The 24,097-nt window shown below is 43.1% G+C and carries 19 protein-coding genes; 17 read left to right on the forward strand and 2 right to left on the reverse strand.

Translation table 11 applies throughout. The features are described 5' to 3' along the window. The 9 genes from ABMY41_RS17835 to ABMY41_RS17875 form a co-directional block, all read left to right on the forward strand. A partial coding sequence (locus ABMY41_RS17835) for an EF-Tu/IF-2/RF-3 family GTPase (RefSeq protein ID WP_349275697.1) occupies window positions 1–680 on the forward strand: 680 nt, incomplete at its 5' end. Window positions 681–1,172: 492 nt separating this feature from the next. Next, window positions 1,173–2,762, forward strand: coding sequence for an alkaline phosphatase (locus ABMY41_RS17840; protein ID WP_175083366.1), 1,590 nt, complete (start codon window positions 1,173–1,175; stop codon window positions 2,760–2,762). A gap of 11 nt (window positions 2,763–2,773) precedes the next feature. After that, window positions 2,774–4,570, forward strand: a complete 1,797-nt coding sequence (locus ABMY41_RS17845; protein WP_175081067.1) for an alkaline phosphatase — start codon at window positions 2,774–2,776, stop codon at window positions 4,568–4,570. Window positions 4,571–4,644: 74 nt separating this feature from the next. Next, window positions 4,645–5,361 carry a hypothetical protein gene (locus ABMY41_RS17850; protein WP_252949353.1) on the forward strand — a complete coding sequence of 239 codons (717 nt, stop codon included), beginning with the start codon at window positions 4,645–4,647 and terminating at the stop codon, window positions 5,359–5,361. A gap of 185 nt (window positions 5,362–5,546) precedes the next feature. Next, the gene (locus tag ABMY41_RS17855) at window positions 5,547–6,341 is read left to right on the forward strand and encodes a VOC family protein (protein ID WP_175083367.1); all 795 of its coding nucleotides are present in this window, start codon (window positions 5,547–5,549) and stop codon (window positions 6,339–6,341) included. 115 nt (window positions 6,342–6,456) lie between these two features. Continuing rightward, window positions 6,457–7,122: an SDR family oxidoreductase gene (locus ABMY41_RS17860; protein WP_349275700.1), complete on the forward strand. Its 666-nt coding sequence runs from the start codon at window positions 6,457–6,459 to the stop codon at window positions 7,120–7,122. Between the two features lie 138 nt (window positions 7,123–7,260). Further along, a complete protein-coding gene (locus tag ABMY41_RS17865; RefSeq protein ID WP_055198464.1) occupies window positions 7,261–7,641 on the forward strand; it encodes a hypothetical protein in 381 nt (126 codons plus the stop codon). After that, window positions 7,638–9,974: a fatty acid cis/trans isomerase gene (locus ABMY41_RS17870; RefSeq protein ID WP_289098173.1), complete on the forward strand. Its 2,337-nt coding sequence runs from the start codon at window positions 7,638–7,640 to the stop codon at window positions 9,972–9,974. Before ABMY41_RS17865 ends, ABMY41_RS17870 begins: the two co-directional genes overlap by 4 nt. Window positions 9,975–10,066: 92 nt before the next feature. Further along, complete coding sequence (locus ABMY41_RS17875) at window positions 10,067–11,818, forward strand: response regulator (protein WP_349275703.1); 1,752 nt, start codon at window positions 10,067–10,069, stop codon at window positions 11,816–11,818. Window positions 11,819–11,831: 13 nt separating this feature from the next. Here ABMY41_RS17875 and ABMY41_RS17880 read toward each other — a convergent pair whose 3' ends face one another. Next, window positions 11,832–12,455, reverse strand: coding sequence for a hypothetical protein (locus ABMY41_RS17880; protein WP_349275705.1), 624 nt, complete (start codon window positions 12,453–12,455; stop codon window positions 11,832–11,834). Window positions 12,456–12,584: 129 nt separating this feature from the next. Here ABMY41_RS17880 and modF point away from each other — a divergent pair, with 129 nt between their 5' ends. After that, window positions 12,585–14,042: a molybdate ABC transporter ATP-binding protein ModF gene (gene modF, locus ABMY41_RS17885; RefSeq protein ID WP_349275706.1), complete on the forward strand. Its 1,458-nt coding sequence runs from the start codon at window positions 12,585–12,587 to the stop codon at window positions 14,040–14,042. Between the two features lie 26 nt (window positions 14,043–14,068). Here modF and ABMY41_RS17890 read toward each other — a convergent pair whose 3' ends face one another. After that, entirely contained in the window at window positions 14,069–14,947 is an 879-nt protein-coding gene (locus ABMY41_RS17890; protein WP_289098170.1) for a TraB/GumN family protein, read from the reverse strand. Between the two features lie 535 nt (window positions 14,948–15,482). On the opposite strand from ABMY41_RS17890, the gene ilvG reads away from it, so the two are divergent. The 7 genes from ilvG to can all read left to right on the forward strand — a co-directional run bounded on the left by ilvG (window position 15,483) and on the right by can (window position 23,932). Then, entirely contained in the window at window positions 15,483–17,132 is a 1,650-nt protein-coding gene (ilvG, locus tag ABMY41_RS17895; RefSeq protein ID WP_349275709.1) for an acetolactate synthase 2 catalytic subunit, read from the forward strand. Then, complete coding sequence (gene ilvM, locus ABMY41_RS17900; RefSeq protein ID WP_054554110.1) at window positions 17,129–17,374, forward strand: acetolactate synthase 2 small subunit; 246 nt, start codon at window positions 17,129–17,131, stop codon at window positions 17,372–17,374. The genes ilvG and ilvM overlap by 4 nt, the downstream gene beginning before the upstream one ends. Window positions 17,375–17,477: 103 nt before the next feature. Next, entirely contained in the window at window positions 17,478–19,334 is a 1,857-nt protein-coding gene (gene ilvD / locus ABMY41_RS17905) for a dihydroxy-acid dehydratase (RefSeq protein WP_175080896.1), read from the forward strand. 2 nt (window positions 19,335–19,336) lie between these two features. After that, window positions 19,337–20,887, forward strand: a complete 1,551-nt coding sequence (gene ilvA / locus ABMY41_RS17910; protein WP_251601271.1) for a threonine ammonia-lyase, biosynthetic — start codon at window positions 19,337–19,339, stop codon at window positions 20,885–20,887. Window positions 20,888–21,027: 140 nt separating this feature from the next. Further along, window positions 21,028–22,023, forward strand: coding sequence for an ABC transporter substrate-binding protein (locus ABMY41_RS17915; RefSeq protein ID WP_349275712.1), 996 nt, complete (start codon window positions 21,028–21,030; stop codon window positions 22,021–22,023). Between the two features lie 49 nt (window positions 22,024–22,072). Continuing rightward, window positions 22,073–23,251 carry a methyltransferase gene (locus tag ABMY41_RS17920; protein WP_289098166.1) on the forward strand — a complete coding sequence of 393 codons (1,179 nt, stop codon included), beginning with the start codon at window positions 22,073–22,075 and terminating at the stop codon, window positions 23,249–23,251. Window positions 23,252–23,269: 18 nt separating this feature from the next. Then, window positions 23,270–23,932, forward strand: coding sequence for a carbonate dehydratase (gene can, locus ABMY41_RS17925; protein WP_062568501.1), 663 nt, complete (start codon window positions 23,270–23,272; stop codon window positions 23,930–23,932). The last annotated feature ends 165 nt before the right edge of the window (window positions 23,933–24,097 follow it).

Below are 24,097 nucleotides of genomic sequence, written 5' to 3' on the forward strand. Positions count from 1 at the left end.
CACTAATCCAAGGTTCAGCGCTTAAAGCGTTAGAAGGCGAGAAAGAGTGGGAAGACAAAATCGTTGAGCTTGCAGAAGCACTAGATTCTTACATCCCAGAGCCAGAGCGTGACATCGATAAGCCATTTATCATGCCTATCGAAGACGTATTCTCAATCCAAGGTCGTGGTACTGTTGTAACTGGCCGTGTTGAAGCTGGTATCATCAACGTGAATGACGAAGTTGAAATCGTAGGTATCAAAGAAACTACGAAGACAACTTGTACAGGTGTTGAGATGTTCCGTAAGCTTCTAGACGAAGGTCGTGCGGGTGAGAACATCGGTGCACTTCTACGTGGTACTAAGCGTGAAGACGTTGAACGTGGTCAAGTACTAGCTAAGCCTGGTTCAATCACTCCACACACGAAGTTCACTTCAGAAGTATACGTACTTTCTAAAGATGAAGGTGGTCGTCACACTCCATTCTTCAAAGGTTACCGTCCACAGTTCTACTTCCGTACAACTGACGTAACAGGTGACGTACAGTTACCAGACGGCGTTGAAATGGTAATGCCTGGTGATAACATCAAGATGACTGTAGAGCTAATCTGCCCAATCGCGATGGACGAAGGTTTACGCTTCGCTATCCGTGAAGGTGGCCGTACAGTTGGTGCTGGTGTTGTTGCAACTATCGTTGAGTAATATCAACAGATAGAGCTTCACAGCTTATAAAAAGGTCGCCCAGGCGGCCTTTTTTAATGCCTGTAGAAAAGCTATCAGCTGTCAGCTTTCAGACGTCAGATTAGATTGGTGGGGTTGGTTTGTGTGGTATCTCACTCGGTATTCGCCCTATTCATTCTTCGGGTAGGTTGGTTTGAGCGTATCGAAACCCAACACAAACCATGTAAACCTTTTCTTTGGTAAACCCAAACCACCTTAAAGCACTCCCAAGGTTATGCTTGACCTAGAACCAAGAGCCTTTGCCCTCGCTAACTCACACCTAGTAACTAACTCTATTATTTCTTCTAAAACTAATTACTTACCTATAGCTAAAGTTGTTTTGGGTTTCATCATTTCGTCATGAAAACTCACTTTTTTAGTAACAATGCCTTCTTAGTATGGCTGCGCTAATTATCCAAGTGCAGTTTAGTTAGCACTCAAATTCTTAAAATAACGTACTAACGGAACGTAACGATGAAAATTAATAAAATTGCTACTGCAATTGGTTTAACGTTGGCATTGTCAGCGACGGCCAATGCAGGTGTGTTACCAGACAGTCAAAAACAAAATGATTGGTATAGTGCTGCTGAAACAAAATTAACAGAAAAAGAGGCGGCGGCTCAGGCTGAGCAAACATTTAAAGCTAAAAATGTCATTTTATTTGTTGGCGATGGTATGGGTATCTCAACGCTGACTGCATCGCGTATCATGGCGGGACAAATGGAAGGCAAGTTAGGCGAAGAAGGCTTACTAAGCTTTGAAGAATTCCCTTATTCAGCGCAGATCAAAACCTATAACGTTGATGCGCAAACACCTGACTCTGCAGGCACAATGACAGCAATTATTTCAGGCGTTAAAACCGATGTAGGTGTAATTGGTGTAAACGAAAATATCGAGCGTGGCGAGTGTGCAACTGTTGCGGGTAATGAGTTAATTACCGCAACAGAGCTGGCAGAAATTAAAGGTCTAGCAACAGGTGTTATCTCAACGGCACGTATTACTCACGCAACACCAGCTGCAACCTATGCAAAATCGGCTGACCGTAACTGGGAAGACGTGTCAGACATGCCAGCTGATGCTGTAGAAGCCGGTTGTGAAGATATCGCCTCACAACTTGTTAATTTCGAAAAGAATCTAGAAGCACGCTTCGTAGGCACTGACGTTGATGGTCTTGAAGTTGTGATGGGCGGTGGTCGTCGTCACTTCTTACCGAAAGATGCAGCGTTCAATTCAGCTGATGCAGTCAGTGAAGTAGAAGGTGACCGTACTGATGAGCGAGACCTAACTGCTGAATGGCAAGAAATGTACCCTGATGGTAAGTACGTTATGGACCAAGCTGGCTTCGATACGCTAAATGCTGACAGCAAACGTGTATTTGCATTATTTAACGAATCACACATGCAATACGAAGCAGATCGCGCTAACGATGTAGCGGGTGAGCCGTCATTATCTGAAATGACAGGTAAAGCGATCGACATCTTAAAGAGCAATGAAAAAGGCTTTTTCTTAACCGTTGAGTCTGGTCGTATCGACCATGGCCACCATGCGGGCAATGCTTATAACGCGTTAAACGATACCGTTGAATTTGCCAAAGCAGTGCAAACAGCAGTAGAGAACACCAACCCAGAAGAAACACTTATTCTTGTTACTGCTGACCACAGCCACGTATTTACTATCGCGGGTTATCCAAAGCGCGGTAATCCAATCTTAGGTCAAGTGGTTGCCATTGGTAGCGAAGAGCCAAGCCTTGCGGCAGATGGTATGCCGTACACCACAGTTGGTTATGCAAATGGCTTAGGTTTTCGCGATTTAGGTGATGAAACTGATGCAGATGCATCATATAGCGAAGCGGCATTTGCAGGTCGTGTTGATTTAACGGGTGTTGATACGACGACGCCTGGTTATCACCAAGAAGCCACTGTGCCATTAGGTTCTGAGACTCATGCGGGTGAAGATATTTCACTTCATGCAAAAGGTCCAGGTGCGCAACTAGCACAAGGCGTTGTGGAACAAAACGTAATTTTCCACATCATTAACCAAGCTCTAGAACTAATTGAAGAATAATGGCGACGACGATGAAAAAACTAAATTTAATTTCTCTTGCTGTAGTAGTGGCGTTAGCGGGTTGTTCTGATGACGATGACAACTCACCAAAAACATTAACCGTTGAAAATACATTAGCTGTTGGTTCTGAGCAGTGCGTAAACGGTGGTACAGAAACCCTAACCGGTGAAGATAGTAACGATAACGGTGAGCTAGACTCAGCAGAAGTAACGGATACAACCGTTGCATGTAATGCACCAGCAACGTCGTTAACGGCATCGCAATTAGCGCCGTTGACCGATAATGAATGGTTCAAGTCAGCACAAGTTAAAGTCGCTACTAGCGAAGAAAACATTGCTGCCGTTGTAAAAGAGTCAGGTAAAGCGAAAAACGTGATTCTGTTTGTTGGTGACGGCATGGGTATTTCAACCGTGACGGCAGCACGTATCATGGCCGGTCAGCTTGAAGGTAAGTTAGGTGAAGAGCATCAGCTTAGCTTTGAAACACTACCATTCTCAGGGTTTGCTAAAACCTATAACGTTGATGCGCAAACACCTGATTCTGCGGGTACGATGACAGCAATGGCATCGGGCGTAAAAACGGATGCTGGCGTTATCGGTGTTGATGAGGACATCGAGCGTGGTAACTGTGCAACGGTTGCAGGTAATGAACTAGTTACAGCCACTGAGCTTGCTGAGATTGCCGGTAAGTCGACTGGTATTGTTTCGACAGCGCGTATCACTCACGCAACGCCTGCAGCAACGTATGCAAAATCGGCTGACCGTAACTGGGAAGACGTATCAGATATGCCAGAAGCGGCAGTTACCGCTGGCTGTGAAGATATTGCATCGCAGTTAGTTAACTTTGAAGCAAACCTAGAAGCACGCTACGAAGGCTTAGATGTTGATGGTTTAGAAGTTGTCATGGGCGGTGGTCGTCGTCATTTCTTACCGAAAGACGCTGCTTTTAATTCTGCTGATGCTGTGAGCTCAGTAGAAGGTGACCGTACAGATGGTCGCGACCTAACAGCTGAATGGAAAGCTAAATACCCAGCAGGTCAATATGTGATGGACCAAGCTGGTTTTGATGCAATCGATGCAGAGTCAACAGAGCGCGTATTTGGTTTATTTAATGAATCACATATGCAATACGAAGCAGATCGCGCAAACGATGTAGCGGGCGAGCCTTCACTTGCTGAAATGACAGCTAAAGCAATCGATGTATTAGATAACAACGCCAATGGTTTCATGCTAACAGTTGAAGCTGGCCGTATTGACCACGGGCACCACGCGGGTAATGCTTACAATGCACTAAGCGACACAGTTGCGCTTTCAAAAGCAGTCCAAGTTGCTCTTGATAAAACCAGCATTGAAGACACGCTAATTATAGTTACAGCTGACCACAGCCACGTATTTACTATTGCAGGCTACCCAAAACGTGGTAACCCAATCTTAGGTAAAGTGGTACCTGTGGGTAGTGATGAACCATCACTTGCAGCAGATAACATGCCATACACAACAGTTGGTTATACCAATGGTGGCGGTTTCCGCAACTTAGGTGATGAGACTGATGCTGATGCAGGCTATAACTTTGCGCCGGTAACGGGTCGTGTAGATCTAACTGATGTTGACACAACAACACCTGGTTTCCACCAAGAAGCCGTCGTACCACTGGGATCTGAAACACACGCAGCAGAAGATGTAGGTGTGTATGCAGTAGGCCCAGGTGCACATTTAGTAACAGGCACTAATGAGCAAAGCCTTATTTTCCATGTTATGGATTATGCCGCTGACCTTGTTAAACAAGCCGATGCTAAATTAGCACAGTAATAAGTGCTTGGGAGGCTCTGAGCCTCCCTTACTCAATTAGTTATACTGAAAACCAAGACAAAAAAGAGAATCCCGTGAAAGCAGCCATCTTACTTGCCTCATTACTTAGCCCACTTGCTGTTGCAGGGCAATGCGATATGAACACCGGTTTTACGCAAGCAGACTATACGGTCACAACAGATATAGTTGCTAATAAGCAGCATACTGAAAACACCTTTACCCTTTGGCGTACGCCTCACCAGGTGGCTAAGCAGAATCCACAGTTTATTGAATTATGGCAACAGTTGCGCAATCAACAAATTCGCCCAATTCGTTATTTTCAGCATGCCCAGCGTGGTATTGAGTATCAACCATCGGAAGTGCAAGGTGAGCAAGATTGGAGTAGCAAATATCAGTTAGTAAGCGATAAGTTTTTAGCGTCAATGACGCACCAAAAAAGTACGGGTGAAGGCTGTGAACTAACAGAATATTACACACAACAGCAGGGTGAGAGCAAAATAGAGCTAAGCTGGCTTGCCAATCAAAAGTTACTCAAAGCAATTCGTATTTCAACACCAACTTATAGCCGTGAAATTGCTTTAACAGCCAGTCATCACAACCAGCAAAAGATTCAGGCAGAATTTGCGAAATGGGATAACTATCAAACGACCGATTACGCAGATATCGGTGATAATGAAAGCGATCCATTTTTAGCTAAAATGATCAACTTAGGGTTTGTTGAGCATGGCGCGAGCGGTTTTTATGATGCGCAAGGTAATCAGCTCAAAGGTGAGCATGGGCATCATCACTAATTAGTTATTACAATGCCGCTTTTTTAGCGGCATTTTTGTCACTGTAACTCAGCGTTAGCTAGAGCTGTTCATTGTCTGTTTAGCTAAGGCAAAACTACTTACTTCAACGAAGTGTCACAACTATTGTCTGGTTTGATTGGTAAATTGTGCCATTGTTGCTTAAGTTTAACCAAGGAGGAACAGCCATGACAAAAATAAATACAAAACACCCCGCAGGTACTTTCTGCTGGGCCGAGTTATGCGCGAAAGACTGGCAAGCTGCAAAGCAGTTTTATACGCAACTTTTTGACTGGGGCTTTGATGACCAGCCGATAGGCGAAGATATGTATTACACCATGCTGAAAAAACAAGGTGATGATATTGCCGCTATGTATCAACTGCCAGAAAGTATGAGCGAGATGCCAACCCATTGGTTATTGTACATTGCTGTTGATAATGTTGACCAAAGTACTGAGCTGGCAAAATCATTAGGTGCAACTGTATTGGCAGGGCCACATGATGTTATGACGGCAGGTCGCATGGTGATGCTTCAAGAACCAGGCGGTGCAACATTTGCCTTATGGCAAGCCGGTGAGCATATCGGGGCAAAACGAGTACAAGAGCTTAACCTGCCTTACTGGTTTGAGCTTGTGTCGAAAGACATGCAAAAAAGCCGCGACTTTTATTGTCAGTTATTCGGATGGCAGTTTGAGGTGAAACCAATGGAGGGGATGGATTACACTTTATTTACCATTGATGAGCAACCGATAGCAGGCATGCTTGAGATGACCAATGAATGGCCAGATGATATTCCACCCCATTGGATGCCGTATTTTGCGGTAGCAGATTGCGATCAGGCAGTCGCTAAAGCAACGCAGCTTAATGGCGCTATTTGTGTGCCAGCAACAGACATTCCAGATGTTGGGCGCTTTAGTGTGATTACCGATCCGCAAGGGGCCGTATTTTCTATTCTTAAATCAACCATTGATGAATTAACTTAAGCCCTTGGTTTTTGCCAATCTGTCCCAAGGTATATATATCTAAGCCTCCTCAAAATGCACAAACTCGCACCTTGAGGTGGTTTGGGTATAAAAAAGCCTACTAAGGAGCAGATTGATGACTAAGCATGTGGTGGTTACGGGGGCCAATAAAGGTATTGGTCTTAATTTTTGTAAACAGTATTCAGCCAAAGGTTACCGTGTTACTGCAGTGGTTCGCACGCCAAGTGAGGAGCTTCAAGCACTCGATGTGAAAATTATTAGCGACATTGATGTATCTAACGCCGATGATGTTGCAACACTTGCCAATTACTTACACGGCGACAAGATTGATATTTTGGTTAACAACGCCGGTATTTTTCATAATGAAACATTAGCTGATATGGACTTTGCTGCCATCGAAAAACAAATCAGCGTGAATAGTATTGCACCTATTCGTATTACTCATGCATTACAGCAAAGCTTAGGTATTGATGCCAAAGTGGCGATGATCACGTCGCGCATGGGCTCAATTGCTGATAATGGCTCGGGCGGTTATATTGGTTATCGTATGTCAAAAGCGGCACTTAATGCTGCCAGTGTTAGTTTAGCCCATGAGCTAAAAGATAAAAAAATTCCCGTAGGGTTATTTCATCCGGGCTTTGTACAAACGCAAATGGTTAATTTTGCTGGCGACATTAGCCCTGAAACTGCCGCAGAGCGGCTCATCAAGCGGATTGACGAATTAAACCTTAGCAACACAGGTGGGTTTTGGCATTCAAACGGCGAAACGCTACCTTGGTAATGCATTGTTCACTGTTTTTATAATTCGATTAGTTAGCAGCTAAAAAGCTGCTAACGGCTGATAAGTTTCGCTAATTATTGAACTTATAGTTTGCTATACTCGTACAATTAAAAGTCATTTTGATGTAGAGAGCAGCACATGGAATTAGAGCAAAATAGCGATTTAACCCTTCCTCTTTTTTATTTCGATGAAAACCTTCACAGCCGCGATATCGAATCTCCAGATTTACTATTACATGTAACGCTAAGCGAAGAGTTACTCGCGCAGCTTTGCCAAAACCCAGCTGTTGATAGCAGTGTCGCAATTGCCATTAATGAATACCGTCTTGAAGCGTTAAATGATGACTATCAAGCATTGATTGATGGTGAGCATGATGCGCAGCTGACACTCGTTCGTGGGCCACTATTAAGCGCGATGCTTAGCTGCGACAACGACCAAACCTTTGTGTCGCCGCAAGTCGATATGATGCCAACCTTCGATTTAGGTGATGACGTTGAAGATATCGAGGAGGAAGGATGAGAAAACTCCTCACCACCGTATTTGGCCTTATTCTATTAAGTGGCTGTGCATATTTAGGTGCCGCTCATTACGATGAACTGTTTGGTAAAGAACAACCACAACAGCGCGTGGTTGCAGCATCAACACTTGAAGGTGCTGAGTTTTTAAGTGATGTAAAGCCTGTACTCGACACTCGTTGTGTGGTTTGTCATGGCTGCTATGATGCACCGTGTCAGCTTAAGTTATCTTCTGTGGAAGGTATCGACCGCGGCTTAAGTAAAGAGCGAGTTTATGACGGCACACGTTTACTAGCGCAAGAGCCAAGCCGCTTGCTGTTTGATGCGACAAGTACCGCCCAGTGGCGTGAAAAAGGCTTTACCCCAGTACTTAATGAGCGAGCTCAAACCGAAGAAGCGAACCTTGCCGGTAGTGTGCTTTATAATGCCTTAGTACTTAAGCAAAGCAGCCCACTGCCTAAGCAAGCAATTTTAGGCGATGAGTTTGATTTTTCACTCGACCGTGAGCAAACATGTACCACAATGAATGAGTTTGACTCATTTGCTAAAGATAGTCCGCATAGTGGTATGCCTTATGGTTTACCGGGTATCTCGAGTGAAGAGTTTCAGCATCTTGCTAAGTGGCTTAAGAAGGGCGGTTATTTAGCTCATATCGAGCCTCCTGAAAAGGGTGTACTCAAACAAGTCGAACGTTGGGAAGCATTTTTAAATCAAGATGGTTTAAAGCATCAGTTGGCTGCTCGCTATATTTATGAGCACTGGTATTTAGCGCATATTTACTTCCCTGAGCATGGCGATAAACACAGCTACTTTAAGCTGGTTCGCTCTTCAACGCCACCGGGTGAAGAGATCAAACACATTAGCACCCGTCGCCCTTATGAAGACCCTAAAGTTGAGCGTGTTTACTACCGTTTAATGCATGATCGCTCGACTATTTTAGCGAAAACACATTTACCTTTAGCATTAAATGACGAAAAGCTTGCACGCATCCATTCGCAATTTATTGAAGCTGATTATCAAGTAAATAAACTGCCAAGCTATAAACCAGAAGTGGCTTCAAACCCATTTAAAGCCTTTGCTGCAATCCCAGTCAACTCACGTTATCAGTTTATGCTTGATGAAGCTGAGCTTATTATTATGGGCTTTATTAAAGGGCCTGTTTGTAGAGGTCAAATCGCGTTAAACGTGATAAACGACCAGTTCTGGGTAGGATTTGCTAAACCTGAAATGGCGGCGACACCTAAAGTGGGTGAATTGTTGTTACAACATGAAGATGCCTTAGCATTACCAGCTGAAGAAGAAAGCAATGCCTTGCCGATTTCTAGTTGGGTGAAGTATTCAAAACGCCAAAACAAATATTTGTCAGCCAAAGTTGCACTGGCTAATAAGATGTTTGAGAACGGTCAGCACCTAACAACCGATTTACTTTGGCAGGGTGATGGCCATAACCAAAATGCAGCACTTACAGTGTTCCGCCACTTTGATAGCGCAACAGTTGTAAAAGGCTGGATAGGCCAGCAACCAAAAACCGCCTGGATACTCGACTACGCACTATTTGAACGTATTCATTACTTGCTGGTGGCGGGTTTTGATGTTTATGGCAACATTGGTCATCAGTTATTAACTCGTTTGTACATGGACTTTTTACGCTTAGAAGGTGAAGCAAACTACCTTGCATTATTACCAGAAGCTAAGCGCAAAGAAATTAAAGCCCAGTGGTATCGTAAATCGCCACCTAGCTTAACGAGCTTCTTTGAGGATGAATTGTCATTTAGTCAACCTACGGGTATTGAATATAAAACAATGGATCCGCAGTCTGAGTTGTTCAATATGCTAAAAGCGAAACTGAAGCCAATATTGAGCCCTCGTTACGACTATACGAAAGTACCTGAGCCGCTTGCTAAAATTAACAACCTTCCGGTTAAAGCTGTGAATTTGCTACCGCAAATTTCGTTTGTGTTAGTCAAAGATGGCGATGATAAGCACAAGGCCTATACCCTGATCCACCATAATGCTCATTACAATATTTCGAGCTTATTGAATGAAGAAGGGCAACGAGCTTATGACGAAGATACAGTAACGATTGTGCCTGGGTTTATAGGTGATTACCCAGAAGCCATTTGGTACTTGCACAATGATCAGCAGGTTGCAGCTTTTGTAGCTGGGCTTGCTAAAGCAACAGATGAAGTAGCTTACAGAGATCTGAAAAGTGAGTTTGCTATTCGCCGAACACATCCACAGTTTTGGCAATACAGCGATATTTTACACCGTGTAGCGAAAGAGTATCGCGGCGTTGAATTTGGGTTATTTGACTATAACCGACTCGAAAATCGATAAATTTCTGTTAACTATCATGTTTAAAGCCCACTTCAAGTGGGCTTTCTTGTATTCTATGAACTACAATTATTTTAAAAAATAATGAGTAAAGCATGTTGCAGCTAGTCACAGATATCCGAAAACGATATCGCTGGGGGTTATTGGCGATTGCCATATTGATCTCTGTATCAGCTATCTTGATACAGAGCCTTTTGTATATCCAAAAGGGTGATGCCAAGGTCATCAATATTGCCGGTAAACAACGTATGCTGTCACAAAAAATTGCCTTGTATGGCAATGCACTCATTTATCATGAATCCGATCATTTTCAACAGCAACACCGAAGGCTATTGCAACAAGCGGTTGAGCAATTTATTGCAGGGCATCAATTTTTAATTCAGCAAGATGAGCAAGGTCACTATATTCATTTAAATGAGGCGCTTGAGGCCCATTATTTCTCGCCGCCGACCGCGTTAGATGAACATGTAAAGCGCTATGTGAGTAAAGCACAGCAGCTATTAAACAATACCGATGATTTTGCCTATGTGGACCGCTCAACATTTGTTAGCAATCAGCTTGAAGCACTGCTCACAAAGCTAGACCAAGCGGTTAAGTTACTCGAGCAAAAATCAGTTCAGAAAGTCACGTTTTTGGCGGTGCTAGAGTTATTGTTTTGGTTGCTCGCCATGACGTTATTAGCATTTGAGCTATTTTTCATTTTTAAACCTATGGAGAAACTGGTCACTAAAAATATTGCTAAGTACAAAGAACAAAAAGAGTTCGCTGAGCGTGTTAATAAAAATAAAGAGCGCTTTATTGCCCGTACTAGTCATGAATTTAGAACACCATTGCAAGGTTTAACCGCATCCATCGAAGCGCTTGATATCAGCGACAGTCAGCAGCTGACTAAACAGCAGGCGCTTTATTGCGTTAATAGGCTGGTGGCCATGCTAGACGAATTAATGGATTTACAGCAGCTAACCTCGGGTGAATGGCAGTTAAGTTTTACTAGCAGCAATTTGTTATCAACATTAAAGCAAGCTATCTCACCCTATGAATATGCCTGTAACGATAAAGGTATTACCTTGAGCGTGAACTTAGCTGACTCACTCGATAAAGAGGTGAGCACTGACCATGCAAGGTTGACGCAAATCGTTGCTGAAATCATTAACAATGCCGTTAAATTTACTCCAAGCCAAGGCCGTATTGCCGTAACCGCTGCATGCCAAGGTGAGCAGCACTTTGTAATGGAAATACAAGATAACGGTAAAGGCTTTGAAAAGCCGCCGACAGATTTACTTAGCTACGAAAATGACTCAGAGCAACACTTTCAAGGCTTAAAAACGGGATTGCTTAGAGTTATGCACATTGTGAAAGCATTAAAAGGAAAAATCCAATTTCTTAATGCTGAGCCACAAGGTGTGAAAGTGTTAATTAATTTAGAACTAGAAAGCACGCCTAAATCAGCAATGCCAGCGCCGCTGCCGAAAGCTTTACATTGTTTAATTGTTGAAGATAACCCACTCAACGCCACCATTTTAGGGCGCATGGTTAGCCATTTAAATTACAGCTTTGATGTGGCGGAAAATGGTTTAATTGCCACAGATAAAGCCTCAGATAAGCATTACGATTTAATTTTTATGGATTTAAATATGCCAGTTATGGATGGCTTTAAAGCGATTGATATTATTCGTAATGAGCAGGGGCAGCAGGTGCCAATTTTGGTGGTGACAGCCAATACATCGAATGATGATTTACAACGAGTATACGAACTTGGAGCAAACTTGCACGTTTACAAACCGATCACGCTGGATTCAGTGCAAAAAGCTCTCAGCATTTTATTTACTGAGAGCTCACAGGGATAACCAAAGCGTTAAATTAGTTTGTTACTTTAATGTCGCCAACACCCACTTCGACTTCAATATCGTATTGGCCATTGCCACGATAGCTTGAATGCGAGCTAACCACTTTACGGCTGGTGTTCCCGTCATTTTTTAAGCCACGTATTTTAGTGTCGCCCACACCTGTATCAAGCTCGATACGTTTGTAGTCATCAAGCGCGCTATCAATTCTTACCGCGCCCACACCAAGCTCAATCTCAACTGAATTACTTGCGTCGTTAATTTCAATATCGCCAACACCAAGTTCAACATCAATTGCCATCGATTTAGGAATTTTTACATGCCAGTTTTGTTGAATGTCGTCATTATCTAGCTTTAAGCTAAGTGAGCTGGCACTTTGCGAGTGGCTTAATTCAATATCTGATAAATCGACATCAGAGCTGAACCAGCTATTGTCACTTTTTGGTTCAATGCGAACTGTAACGACGACTTCGCTACCGTCATAGCTTTCGACTTCTAAGCTGCCCACCGGAAAATCAATATCAAGCTGGCTTGCGCCACTCACAGCAAAGTTGTGATTTAGTTCACGTGAGTCTTTTGCCATTGCGTATGTTGTTGTTAGTGCTAAGCCTATAGCTGCTACACAAAGTAATTTTTTCATTGTCTGTTTCCTGTTGATGACCTTTTATACCTTAGTCGCAGCTGTGTTCAAAAAAGGTTTAAACGATTTTTAATTTTTTATCGAATACGGTAACGTCAAGCTAACGGTAACTTAGAATGAGGATTCAAAGTGCAACAAGTGCAGTTGGTTAATGTTAAAGCTAGCCTAAAGGGGCTGGGCAATGACGTTTATTATTTAGATGATCTCAATATCAATGTCTCGTCATTGCAGCAATGGGTTTTACTTGGTGCGAATGGGGCAGGTAAATCGGCCGTGGCAGCTGCCATTGCCGGTTTTGCGAAAATAGAAAAAGGCCAGTATGAGAATAGCTTTGAGCGTATAGCATTGGTTTCGCCAGACAGCCAAAAGCAGCTCCTTGCGGCTGAGCTAACTAAAGATCAAGATGATATTATTGATGGCGTTACGCCGTCGAGTAAGGTTTATGAGTTAATTATTGCAGGTCGAGACGAGCAACAGCTTGATAGTGATTTGCTACAGCAGTTAATAAGCCTATTTGATTTTAGTGACAAACTTAGCAAGGCATTTCGCGATTTATCGACCGGTGAAACCCGCAAACTGATGCTGATCCAAGCCATAATAGGTCGACCAGATTTACTTGTGCTTGATGAGCCTTTTGATGGCTTAGATGTCATGGCAATGGCTGGGCTTAATCAGCTACTCGCAGAGCTTAGCAAAACAACGACCCTTATTTTTGTGCTCAATCGCTTAACTGAGATCCCTGACTTTGTTGATCATTACGCCTACGTTAAAGAGGGTCATGTCACAGAGCAATTAGCGAAGCCTTCACCTGAGCAGCGCGATGATTTACTCAAGCTATTGCATCTCACGCATACTCAGCTACAAATACCTGATGCTGATATTGACCATCAAGCGCCTCCGCTCACAGATTCTATGCTGGTTAGGCTCAATAACGCAGCAGTGAGTTATGGCGGCGAGGCTATCTTTGAAAAACTAAACTGGCAAATTAACCAAGGCGAACATTGGCAGTTAACAGGTAAAAATGGCTCAGGTAAAACCTGTTTGCTGAACCTTATCACTGGTGATAACCCGCAGTGTTACAACAATGATATCAAGGTGTTTGGCTACCAGCGCGGAAGCGGTGAGAGTATTTGGCAAATTAAACAACACATTGGTTATATTTCTAACGCGCTACATATGGATTATCGGGTGAGTATCACTGCGCTCAATACGGTTGTTTCGGGCTTTTATGACAGCATTGGTCTTTACCAAAAAGCCACCGATAAGCAACTTGCCATAGCCAAAAAATGGTTAGCGTTATTAGGATTAAGTGACAAGCAAAGCAGTTCATTTAGCCAGCTGTCTTTTGGTGATCAGCGTTTATTGTTGATTGCTCGGGCTATGGTTAAACACCCTAATTTATTGATCCTTGATGAACCTTGCTTAGGCCTAGATGAAGCGAATAGGCAACGCGTGTTATTACTAATAGAAAAAATCTGTGCTGCAGGCACCAGCACCGTGGTGTATGTTAATCACCACGCGAGTGACAAAATAGCCGGTATCAACAATTATTTAGAGATGGCAGATTTCACAAAAAAAGCGCCATAAGGCGCTTTTTTAATAATTGAAATCATTTAGATACGGGTAATGGTAAAACCTTTATCTGTTAATTGCTTCAATAAGCCGTGTTGCTCTGGTAAGTGCAAAGCGCCCACTGCAATGAACAGCTTTTCTTTACCGATGCGAGTCGATAGTTGATTAACCCAATCGTTGTTACGGTCTATCAACATCACTTGCTCGCTTAGTTGACCATATTGAGAGTCATCAAAGCTTTCATTGTAAAACTGCGTAAGTGTTTTCATATCACCCGATTTCCAAGCCTTGATAAGACCAAAAAAGTAGGTATCTACGTCTGCAAGTTGCTCGAATGTTTCTTCGATCATCTTGTCATTCATAATTGCTAAGTGCTCAAACATTTCCATTTGGCGTTCAAGAGTTTCTAGCTCACCAATAGATATTTTATGTTCTTGAGCGTAAGCAAGTACTTGCTTGTCGATGCCGTATTGATCTGAAAAACCAACGTTTTGGAACTCCATCTGCATCATGGTGACCATCACCGCCCATGGTGCTAAATTCTTAAACATTGCAATATCAATTGATTTATCAGCAAAGTACTTTTGCAGTTTTGCATAGTTTTCTGGTGATAATTCTGATTGTAAGGTTTTGCCATTTTTCAGCATCATAAATGGTAATGAGCGACGCTGCATTTCCATTGGTGAAATGGCGCTGATATCCACCTCAACAATGACTTTATCTGAGTCATCGAGTGCTTTTGTTACCTTACTTGGCAAGCCTTTCATGCTGTTATCGCCAACATGCACGGTACCGAATAAATAAGAAGCAACGCCGTTTTTTTCTACTTTCCATAACCCCGGCTCTGCAAGTGTATATTGGCTAAAACCAAGCAGTAGCACCATAAAAAACAGGGCATTTATACGCTGGACGAATTTCATAACTTTCCTTTTCATAACGTGGTTTTTTCAATACTAAACTAATTTTTCTTTGAGGCGTTAAATTAAATCGGCTTTATGCAGAAAAATCACATCTAATTGCTAAAAATTAATCAATCATATAATGGCAAATAACGAGGTATGAAATTTCAATTTTTAATAAATAGTGAAATATAAATCTTCATATGTGAAATTGTTGAATATTTATTTCTTTAATTTTGCTTTTTAGCCTGTTTTTTGAATTGATTTTTATGTTGACTTACAGGCCCCAGCGCGGTACTAATAGAAAAAGACAGCGGGATGGCTAGATTTCCGCTACAAATGAACAGAATTTGGTTACAGATAAATGCTTACAAACAAACTTTCTCTAATTCTAATTAACGTCGTGGTGATTATTATTACCGCGGGGGCTAGTTAGTGCTTAGAGAAAAGTGAAGCATTTAAAAAGCCCCCCGCACTTAACAGTCCGGGGGGCTTTTTCGTTTTAAGGTTTGAGTCGCAGCAAATACACAATGTCACTGAGGAATGAGGATTTACGATGACAGGCGCAGAGTTAACAATCGATTTATTAGCCAAACATGGCGTTAAGGATATTTTTGGATACCCAGGTGGTGCCATCATGCCTATTTACGACGCTTTGTACGGTGCGCCAGTCAAACATTATTTGACGCGTCATGAACAAGGAGCGGGTTTTGCAGCTGTAGGTTTTGCCCGCAGCACAGGCAAGTTAGGTGTGTGCTTTGCAACATCAGGCCCTGGTGCGACTAACTTAATAACAGCCCTTGCTGATGCGATGATGGATTCAGTGCCGTTACTTGCAATCACAGGGCAAGTACCTACCGCAGCAATAGGCTCCGACGCCTTTCAGGAAGTGGACGTGTTAGGTATGTCGTTATCATGTACTAAACATAGTTACATGGTTGAAAGGGCTGAAGATTTAGCCGAAATACTACAAGAAGCCATCCACATAGCGCAAAGCGGCCGCCCAGGTCCTGTATTAGTTGATATCCCAAAAGACATCCAAATGGCGCAAGTACCATTCCACCCTTGGTTAGCCGCCGAAGATCATTTACCTAAATTAGACGCAAACCAAGTTGCGATAGCTAACCAAATCTTAAGTGAAGCGCAGCGCCCTGTGGCGTATATCGGTGGTGGCGTACAGGCTGCGGATGCACAAAACGAGCTTATGCAGTTTTTAGAAAAAACTCACATGCCTGCGGTATCAACTCTAAAAGCGCTAGGCAGTGTATTACCTGATTATGAATATGACCTTGGCATGCTAGGTATGCATGGTGGTAAAGCGGCTAACCTAGCAGTGCAAGAGTGTGATGTTTTGGTTTGTATCGGTGCTCGTTTTGACGACCGTGTTACTGGCAATTTAAGCAAGTTTGCCGCAAAAGCAAAAGTGATACACCTTGATATCGACGCGGCAGAGGTTGGTAAGCGTAAGCCTGCAAAAGCATCACTAGTCGCAGATTTAAAAACCTCATTACCGCAACTTGATTGTTTTGTAACGCCTGATGAGTGGTTAACGCACATCGAAAGCATGATGAAAGAACATGCATGGCGTTATGACTATCCAGGCGAGAAAGTATTTGCCCCTTATTTATTAAACCAGCTAAGCCAAAAAATGCCATCAACGGGTGTTGTGTGCTGTGATGTGGGTCAGCACCAAATGTGGGTGGCACAGCACATGAAGTTTAGCCACCCAAGTAATCATTTAAGTAGTGGTGGTGCGGGTACCATGGGCTTTGGTTTACCGGCCGCTATCGGCGCCCAAGTTGCGCGCCCAAATGACTTTGTGATCACGGTGTCGGGTGATGGCTCAATTATGATGAACATTCAAGAACTGGCAACAATTCGCCGTAACAATCTGCCAGTTAAAATTCTAATCCTAGATAACCAGCGCTTAGGCATGGTACGTCAATGGCAGCAGCTATTTTTTGAAGGTCGTTATTCTGAAACAAACCTTTCAGATAATCCTGATTTTGTGCAGTTAGCAGCGGTGTTTGGCATTCCAGGTCAAACCATCACTAAAGCAGATGAAGTCGATGCTGCAGTTGATGCGTTAGTAAATAGTGAAGGTCCATACATTCTGCATGCCTGCATAGATGATAAAGAAAATGTATGGCCGCTTGTACCACCGGGTGCTGCCAATGATGAAATGATGACGGAGACAGTAAAATGAAACACACCCTAACGATTGCGCTAAAGAATCAAAGTGTCGCTGTAGAGCGCTTTTTACGCGTTGCACGTCATCGCGGCTTTGACCTAACAACCATGAATTTAGAAATGGCAGATGAAGCGTTTCACGTCACTATGACGGTAGACAGCGATAAGCCAATTTATCTACTAACATCACAATTGAATAAATTGGTTGATGTGAAACACGTCAATGTTGAAAACCAATTTCAACAACAAGCAATCTAGTAAAAATCAACAGGTAACTAGAGCAATCAGATTGATGCTTTAGTGAGAAATAAATTAGGAATGAGGAAGTCAGTGGCATGCCACTGCAACAACTGAGGTAATTATGGCTAAATTAAGAAGTGCAACAACAACAGAAGGTCGCAAACGTGCAGGGGCGCGTGCTTTATGGCGTGCAACAGGGATGACAGATAAAGACTTCGGTAAGCCAATTATCGCTGTTGTTAACTCATATACTCAGTTTGTACCGGGTCATGTTCACCTTAACCAACTTAGTGAGCTAATGGCTGAAACCATCACCGAAGCCGGTGGTGTACCAAAAGAATTTAATACTATTGCGATCGACGATGGTATCGCAATGGGTCACGGCGGCATGCTTTATTCACTACCATCGCGTGACTTAATTGCTGACTCTGTGGAATACATGGTTAATGCACACTGTGCTGATGCCATGATCTGTATTTCTAACTGCGACAAAATCACCCCGGGGATGATGCTAGCAGCACTGCGTTTAAATATTCCGGTTATTTTCGTATCAGGTGGTCCAATGGAAGCGGGTAAAACACGCCTAGCTGATATCGACATTAAACTTGATTTAGTTGATGCCATGGTAAAAGGCGCTGATACCACAGTAAGCGATGAAGACTCTGAAAAAGTAGAGCGCTCAGCGTGTCCTACTTGTGGTTCATGTTCGGGCATGTTTACTGCCAACTCAATGAACTGCTTATTAGAAGCGATTGGTTTAGCACTGCCGGGTAACGGTACCACACTAGCTACGCATAAAGACCGTAAACAGCTTTACGTTGAAGCGGGTGCGCGCATTGTTGATTTATGCCGTGAGTATTATCAAAAAGATAATGCAGCAGTATTACCACGTGCTATTGCTAATCGCACTGCCTTTATGAATGCAATGGTAGTTGATATTGCTATGGGTGGTTCATCAAATACGGTTTTACACTTATTAGCTGCAGCGCAAGAAGCGGGTGTTGATTTTGATATGTCGCACATCGATGAGCTTTCTCGTAAAACTCCTTTCCTTTGTAAGGTGGCGCCTGCAACCAATAAATATCATATTGAAGATGTGCACCGTGCTGGTGGCATGATGGCAATTATTCGTGAACTAGGTAAGGCTGGCCTTGTCGATTTAACTGTTGATCACGTAGCAGGTCACACTATGGCCGAAATGGTGACTAAATGGGATGCCACCGATCCGAATAATGAAGTGGCGCAAAAATTCTATAAAGCAGGCCCTGCTGGTATCCGTACGACAAAAGCAATGAGCCAAGAGTGCCGCTGGCCAGAACTTGATAATGACCGTGAAAACGGCTGTATTCGCAGTGTTGAAAATGCCTTTCGTCAAGATGGTGGCTTAGCTGTACTTTCAGGTAACTTAGCTCTTGATGGCTGTATTGTTAAAAGTGCTGGTGTAGTTGAAGAAATGCTGCACTTTGAAGGCCCTGCGGTTGTATACGAATCACAAGATGATTCGGTTGAAGGCATTCTTAACGGTGAAGTAAAAGCCGGTGATGTTGTGGTAATTCGCTACGAAGGACCAAAAGGTGGCCCAGGCATGCAAGAAATGCTGTATCCAACGAGTTACTTAAAATCAGTGGGCTTAGGTGAAAAATGTGCGCTTATCACCGATGGTCGTTTTTCGGGTGGTACATCGGGTTTATCAATTGGTCATGTTTCACCAGAAGCAGCAAGTGGTGGTGCAATCGCTTATGTTGAAAATGGCGATAAAATAATCATTGATATCGCAACCCGTGAAATCACTTTAGCGCTGTCTGATGAAGAGCTTGAAGCGCGTAAACAAAAGCAACTTGCACGCGGTAAAGATGCTTATAAACCACTTGATCGTGACCGTTATGTTTCATCTGCACTTAAAGCTTATGCGTTACTTGCAACCAGTGCAGACAAAGGAGCTGTTCGCGATTTAGCAAAACTTGAGGAGCTTAGTTAATTATGGTTTCTCAAGAGCTCGATTATTTTCGCGCTATCATCCAAGCGAACATGGAGCCCCTTGCAAAAGTCACTGAGGTCAGCGAAATGGCTGATCTTAGTGCACGGCTAGGCAACCATGTGTGGTTAAAGCGTGAAGACCAACAACCGGTTTATTCATTTAAGCTTCGTGGTGCTTTTCATAAACTAAGCAAGTTGCCAAAAGGTTCTGATGTAATCACAGCCTCAGCGGGTAACCATGCACAAGGCGTTGCACTCAGTGCTTCATTTTTAGGCCATAAAGCTACGATTGTGATGCCAGTAACAACACCAGAAATTAAAGTGAATGCAGTACGTTCACTCGGTGGTGAAGTGGTATTACACGGCCATCATTTTGATGCGGCAAAAGCCCATGCTTTAGAGCTGACAGAGCAGCGTAACGGGGTGTTTGTGCCACCGTTTGATGATCCTGATGTGATTGTTGGCCAAGGTACCGTTGCCCGTGAATTAATGCAGCAATTGAATGACCTTGATGCTGTTTTTATTCCTGTTGGCGGTGGTGGCTTGCTAGCAGGCATGGCGGTGTACATTAAGTCGTTACGTCCTGATATCAAAGTCATTGGTGTTGAAGCTGATGAGAGTGCTTGCCTAAAAGCTGCGCTTGAAGCAGGCAAGCCCGTTGAGCTTGACCGTGTTGGTAGCTTTGCAGATGGTGTAGCCGTAAAAGTTATCGGCACAGAAACATTTCGTTTAGCGCAAAAGTTTTGTGATGAAGTGGTCACTGTAACGGGCGACGAAATCTGCGCCGCAATGCAAGATATCTTTGTTTCAACTCGTGCTATAGCGGAGCCTTCAGGGGCGCTATCAACAGCGGGCCTTAAAAAGTGGTGCCAACAAAATGGTGTTAAAGGCTTAAACGTAGCTGCGATTTTATCGGGTGCAAACTTAAACTTTGACCGCTTACGTTATGTTGCAGAGCGAACGGCTCTCGGTGAAAAGAACGAAGCACTGCTTGCCGTGACCATAAAAGAAGAAAAGGGTAGCTTTAAGCAGTTTTGTAACTCATTAGGTGGCAGGGCTATCACCGAGTTTAATTACCGTTATGCAGGTCCCGGCGAAGCGCAAATTTTTGTTGGTATTGCATTAAGGCAAGGGCAGCAAGAGCTTGATGAATTAAAAGCAGCACTGACAGAAAACGACTACACGTTTTGCGATCTATCAGATAACGAACTGGCTAAATTGCATATTCGTTATATGGTGGGTGGTAAAGCGCCAGCTCAACTTCATGAGCGTTTATTACGCTTTGAGTTTCCTGAATACCCAGGTGCACTGGCGCGATTCTTAGATACTCTTGGTAGTAATTGGAATATTACTTTATTCCATTACCGTAACCATGGTGGAGCGATTGGTAATGTGCTGGCGGCCTTTGCTATTGAACCGAGTGATTATGAAGTATTCAATGAGCATTTGAACCGTTTGGGATACAACGTTCAAGATGAAACAAGCAATCCATGTTTCACCCAGTTCCTAACCAGCCAAGGTCAGGAGTTGAGCGCAGTGAAAGTGGCTAATTAGTTATAAAACCTGAATAAGGCTGCTAATTAGCAGCCTTGTTTTTTTCTCTATTTTTCCTATAGTTAATGCACGGTTTCAAGCAAGGATGATGCGTGCAAGGTATAAAAAGCCTATTAGGGTTAATCTGTTTAATACTTTCTATGAGCGCACAGTGTGCTGATAAAGTTAGCTTACAGTTAAAATGGACTCACCAGTTCCAATTTGCAGGCTATTATATGGCTGCTGAAAAAGGCTTTTATAAGGAAGCTGGCCTTGATGTCTCTATTATTCCTGCTGATCCAAACCACCCAGATACCTTCCCTAAAGTATTAAGCGGTACAGCCGACTTCGCCATTACCCACTCAGGCATATTACAAAAGCGTCAGCAAGGCGCACCGGTTGTTGCCCTTGGAGCCATACTGCAGTTTTCACCTTACTGCTGGATGGTAAAAAATAACTCAGATATTTTTCAGCCAAGAGACTTTGCTGGTAAAAAGCTAAGTAAAATCGGCTCAATTGAAAATGCTGAATTGCTGGTAATGTTACAGCGTGCTGGATTGAGCCTAGAAAGCTTGATGGCAGCTAGCCATGAAGGCGGTATTAAAGAGTGGCTTGCCGGTGATTTAGATGCGGTGCAAGTTTATGTCACCAATGAGCCTTACACGATGACATTACAAGGAGTCGGTCACCGACTCATTTGCCCGCAAAAGTTTGGTTTGAATGTGTATGGCGATATTTTATATACCTCTGAGCAGTTTTTAGCGAAAAAGCCAGAGGTTGTTGAGCGCTTTTATCGTGCCAGCTTAAAAGGGTGGCGGTATGCCTTATTACATTTAGAAGAAAGCATCGATGTAACCAAGCAGCACTATGCCACCCATAAAAGCGTACAAGAGCTGGCCTATGAAGCGCATGTGTTAGCAAGCTATATCCAACCACCGGGCATTGATCTTGGCAATATGTCGATGGCAAAGTGGCGTTTGATTGCAGATTTATATGGCTTAGATCAGGATGAGTTTGATCAGGCTTTTGATGGCTTTATGTATGATCAACAACAAACAGAAGGATTTGAGCTATCTTGGATGCTGATCCTAGCCATCATTCTAAGTATTGCATGTGTGCCATTGTACATTCGTTTGATCAGTAGTAACCGACGTTAAATAAGATAAATCTGTTATACTGCTTTTTATTTCTTGTCGCTAAGTAGTTATGACACTTGCCGAGCACTTTGCTGCCTTAGATGCACTGCTATTTTCAACACGCCAATACTGGCAATGTACCGCATTTGATTTTGATGATCTTCCTTGGCCTGAATTAGCCAACTTATTATGGGCGCTTGATGACCAACAAGTGAGTGAACTTGATGCCGATCAGCAGGCTTTATATCGTTATTTTACTGATGAAATCGAACACATCGAAAAGCTGGCTGAATTGTGTGAGTTGCCAGCGATAAGTGCTGCCCGTAATGAATTTCCGTTTTGGATAAGTAATGGCATTAAAGGCCGTAAGTTTGAGCAACTACAAGACTTTGTTGCGGCGATCAGTCAGCAGCCATTAAACCAGCCCGTTCTAGAGTGGTGCGCAGGTAAAGGGCATTTAGGTCGCATGTTGGCATTCAATGGTGCGCCACGTGTACATAGCATTGAGCTACAACAACACTTGTGCGACCAAGGTCAACACAGTGCTAAGCAACAGCAATTGGCGATGCAGTTTTCACAAGCTGATGTATTAACCAATGACACAGATGACTTTTTTGAAAGCCAGCAGCATGCAGTTGCTTTGCATGCTTGTGGTCGTTTGCATCAAACATTTATGCAGCAAGCAAGCAAAGCGAAAACCCAACAAATCAGTTTTTCACCATGCTGTTATCATTTATTCACAGATAACGCCTATCAAGCAATGAGCGAGACTGCCAAGCAAAGCCAACTTGCGCTTACCCATCGCGATTTAAAACTGGCGCTGCAAGAAACGGTAACAGCACCGAGCCGAGTTGATAAGGTAAGAAAAACAGAGGTTGAATGGCGTCTTGGATTTGATGCGTTACGTAAATCAATAACCGGTGAAATGCACTATGTGAGTGTGCCATCAGTGAACAAAGCGATCTTCTCTGATTCGTTTAGCTCATTTTGTTTGTGGGCAGCTGGGAAAAAATCATTACCTTTACCAGAAGGCATTGATTACAATAAATTTTTAGAAATAGGTAAAAAGCGCAAAAGGGTTACTGAGCGAGTTGAACTCGTCCGACATGTGTTCAGAAGGGCAATTGAAGTTTGGCTCGTGCTCGATCGTGCTTTATATTTGCAACAACAAGGGTATCAAGTAACAGTTAGTACGTTTTGCGAAAAGCAGCTGACACCAAGGAATATCTTGATCCAAGCTAATTATTAAATACCGTAAAGAGGCGCAATGAGAAAGTTAAAAAATTTATTCGAAAATAATAGACGTTGGGCAGCGCGTACGAGTGAAAATGATCCTGAGTTTTTCAAAATTCTATCAATGCAGCAAAATCCAGAGTACCTGTGGATCGGTTGTTCTGACTCGCGTGTACCTGCAAACGAAATCGTAGACTTATTACCGGGTGAGCTATTTGTTCACCGTAACGTGGCAAATGTTGTTGTGCATACCGACCATAACTGTCTTTCGGTAATGCAATACGCTGTTGAAGTACTGAAAGTGAAGCACATCATGGTTGTTGGTCACTACGGCTGTGGTGGTGTTCAAGCAGTATTAAACGAAGCACGTTTTGGCTTAATTGATAACTGGCTACGCCACGTAGGTGATGTAAAAGAAAAACACATCGAACAACTCAATGCATTACCTGAGCAAGAGCGTTTAAATAGCCTAATTGAACTAAACGTTATCGAACAAGTACGTAACGTGTGCCGTACTAACATTGTGCAAGATGCTTGGGCGAAAGGCCAAGAGTTAACAATTCATGGTTGGGTTTATGGCTTAGCAAATGGTCATCTTAATGATCTTGAGTCGGTTGTGACCTGTGCTGAAGAAGCTAGTGATACCTACGGTATTGCCGTTAAGCGCGTATTTGAACGCGTGGCAGAAAAAAGCTAAAACTAGCTAGTTAGAAAAAAAGGAGAGCTAATTCGCTCTAATGCTTGTCAGTTAAGAACTGGCAAGCATTTTTTTTGGTTTCCGCTCTGGGTATCGACTAGGTCTCTTTTTCACACACCTTGGATAATGTCTTTCTCTCCGCTCTGGCAGTACAAAGGTTTCAGC

This window comes from Pseudoalteromonas sp. BZA4 (genome assembly GCF_040104395.1).
Lineage (GTDB): Bacteria > Pseudomonadota > Gammaproteobacteria > Enterobacterales > Alteromonadaceae > Pseudoalteromonas.